The organism is Ekhidna sp. (assembly GCF_040223195.1).
In the GTDB taxonomy this organism is placed as follows: Bacteria; Bacteroidota; Bacteroidia; order Cytophagales; family Cyclobacteriaceae; genus Ekhidna.
On the sequence record NZ_JAVKDX010000009.1, the window covers coordinates 1 to 3532 of the forward strand.

General features: G+C 43.9%; 2 protein-coding genes. Both read right to left on the minus strand.

What is annotated here, in order from left to right:
- Positions 1-2983 (minus strand): type IX secretion system sortase PorU (porU, locus tag RLN88_RS03960; protein ID WP_350220084.1); only part of this gene is annotated, 2983 nt, incomplete at its 3' end.
- Between the two features lie 10 nt (positions 2984-2993).
- Positions 2994-3532, minus strand: a 539-nt coding sequence (locus tag RLN88_RS03965) for a DUF2911 domain-containing protein (RefSeq protein WP_350220085.1), incomplete at its 5' end; no start/stop codon positions are given.

The following is a 3532-nucleotide window of genomic DNA, read 5'->3' on the forward strand; positions in this document are numbered from 1 at the left end:
TGGTGTAATCATCCAGGTCTGCGGTATAAAAATCATTGAGTATGATGGGTTCTTTATCATTAAGTACCAATTTTAGACTTTGACTAAACCCATTGGTGCTTATACTGATCCCACTTTCATCGGATAGTTTAGCAATAAAGAGGCTGTTCGATCCTACTAGGTCACCGTTTTTAAAAGTAGGTTCGTTTAGGTAGAGTTGTGCAGAGGGGGATTTGGTATCCTGTACCGCATCACGGTCAGTACCACCCAATACAAAATTTCTCGAAGCGCCAGATGCATCGATGTTGTCTTGTTCGCTGAAAGCGTAAGCCGTAATTGTTCCGTTTTGATATCTGTATGAGGAGTTTTTCGGCATAATAAAGGTAGCCTCAAATGCACCGTTTGTCACCGAGACTGCTCCTCGAAACAGAGCGTTTTCTTGTTCTTGGTATTCGAAGGGGCTGTTGTCTAACCCCAAAGTATAGCGCTCTCGCGGAATATCCAATACGGTTACAATGGCGGATCCATTAAAATAGGTTGCCTCTGTCGAATTGTCAAACACCTTACCCGAGATCGTCACCTTCTCTAATGCACTTAGGGTATCCGTTTCACTTTCCAGCTCGTCAAATACTATTTCATACCCGGGATAATTTAGCATCAGCATGGGATCACCCATTAAGGCAAAATTACGATTGATAGGGCCTGCCAGACTATTATTCTTCGTTTGCCTGATCACGTCTCCAAGCCGAGGATAGCGCCCATTTTGCTTAGATAGCACTGCCTCCTGAAATGCTTCGTTTAACGGTAGATTAGTGGAAGAGAAAACGGCACGTGTAGTTGTGAGCAAGGCAATAGCACCACCATTCGGGTTAAGCATCATGTTTTCCCCACCAGATACAAAGATGGGATTGTCATACTGACCAAAGTTGCAAGTGGCGGTCATAAACAAAGGTAGTCTATGTCTGTTTTTTAGTTCTTCCAATAGTGGTATGGTAATGACTGTTTTTAACCTATTCTCTTCATTACGCTGCATAAGTGCAGAAGGGCTACCATGTCCTAGAAAGTCCAGAATCAGTGCGCCCTCAGTCATTTTATCCAAGAAAGCATCCTGCATGGATTCCACAGTTTTGAAATTGTCAAGATAGAGTCGATCCACATTTACCTCGGCATATCCCTCTCTCACAATTTTGTTGACTGTCTCTGACTGTCTCATGTGTACCGCACCATCGCCATCATCAGCCATATACACCGCCTCAGACCTCCACTTGCCCAGCGCATTTACACTGGTGGCATACCTGATGATTTTATTTACTACATCGTCTGCTTCTTCCAGGTTTTTTACAGGCAGTCTGCCAATACCCACATCAAGGGTGTGATCGGTATAACCTATCGGGAAACGAGTGCCGTTGTAAAGCTCCAGCACGCCTTCGTCCCAATAGCCTTCTTCATCCTCCAAAAACCCAAAATAATCGTCAGAGGAATGGCTGTAAAGTCGGTGGAATGATTGCCTGGACTCGTATACTGGCACAAAATTGGTATTGTTGTTCAACCTGTTTTTATAATCATACGAGGCATCACCCATCAAAAGCACGTACTTCAGTCGACCACCGTTCTGCCAAACATATCTGATGAAATTTCGAATGGCCGAAATATCTTGTCTGCCGCTTGAAAATTCATTGTAAACCTGATTGGTAGTAACTACTGCCACAGACAATCCATCATTACTTTGATGGAAATCGGCCAGTCGTTCAGCAGCATTGAGAAAGACAGGTGCGGAAATGATCAAACCATCTATACTGGTTTGTCCTTTAATATTCTGATTGGTCACTTCGCCAAAAAAAGATGGATTGGGGAAATCACTTCCCTGGAATATGATGTACTCATTCAGCAGAGTGTCTTGTGCAGACCCGAAGCGGATGCCGTTACCAGCTTTTACAAACTGCTGTATTTTTGGGGATACCGGATCAGTGATATCCCATAGGTTTATATCATCAGGATCGGCATTCTGGATCTGATAACTAATGGCATTACCTACAGACAGGGTGCTTCTAAATTGTGTTTGGTTACCATAGAGCTGCAAGTTCCTTTTGAAACCTAATATGAAGTAGTCAATATAAGCTCTGCCAGAAGAGCTGGCTCCTGCATCAAATCTGAAGGTAAGTCTCAAGTCATTGGAAGAAAAATTGTTTCTTGAAAACACACCATAGCTTTCCGTACCGCGAAAAGTATACCTCACCCTGGAAAAATCGCTGTAGCTGGTAACCGATGGAATGGAATCAATCGCTACAGTTCCAAGTGTATTTTGATTAAGTAGCAATTCGAAAGAACCAGGAGATTCTGACTGACCAATCAGGCGGGTAAAAACTCCTACCGAATCCAAAATACCCGGGATCTCATAGTTGAAATCCTGTCTGGAAACTCCACTGGATCCTCCGAAGCGCTCACCAAACCACTCCCTTCCCGAGCCCAGGATATTGGTTTCATCTTTTTCGTAAGTGAGGTAGTCATCAAAAGTATTAATAGTAAGAATGCCTTCACCTTGTGATGCCAAATCTTCCAGTTGCAATCCGGCATCCCCACCGAATGTTAGAAAATAATAGGAAGTATCTGAATAGAGGTTTTTCTCATAGCTAAGCGACCCGTCCGTTTTTATCTTTGTCTTATCAGGGCCTTGAGCAAAAAACAAAAGGTAATCTTCGTTATCGAGTCTACCATCTTGCGTACCCTTCCTCAATAGCGGTATTTCCGGGGGATCCCTGTACCAGGCAGCACTGTTTTCCTGCGGGAGCATGCCACCGTTAAACCCGTACACTTTAATGGTGTTAGCATCCAGGCTAGAGACATTAATACCTAATACATTGGTAATAAGGTCACGATCTAACTTATAAATACCACCCTGCGTAACGCCCAGCTTATACCACGAACCCTCAGAAAACACACTCTGCCCACGTACCACCAAAGTGAACGATACCAGAATGAGCAGATATGTGATTCTCAGATTCATTTTTGGTCATTTATTCGTTGACTTTAAAGTCAAAGCTAATCCGTACCTTTTCCCATTCCAGCGAGATCTGTCCTCCATCATCATCTTTTGCTACGGTGTAAGTCAGCTCTTCTTTTACTTCGGACAGCTCTTCTGGCGTCACAGAAAATCTCATTACATCCTCATCAGCTGAGTACTCGTCAGCACCATGCTGATCCCAGTTTTTGTTGAGTATGACCGTCCATTCTTCTTTTCCAGGAATGGTGAAAAAGCCATATTTGCCTTTTGGGAGTACCTGTCTATTAATGAGCAGTTCTTTGTTGGTGTCCAGCCAGGTAGCTCTATGTGCCCCTGAAACCCACACTTCATCGTAGGCTACCAGTCCACCAAAAATAACCCGGCCTCTAACACGTGGAGAGGAGTAATCGATATGCACGTGAGCGTCATTTATCATGGCCATGGCACTGGTATGAGGGCTTTTAGGCTTCCCTTCACTTTCACTTGCTCCTTCTTTAGCCATATCATGCCCCTCATGTTCATCAGAAGCTTCTGAGGCTGGGTGTTCATGGG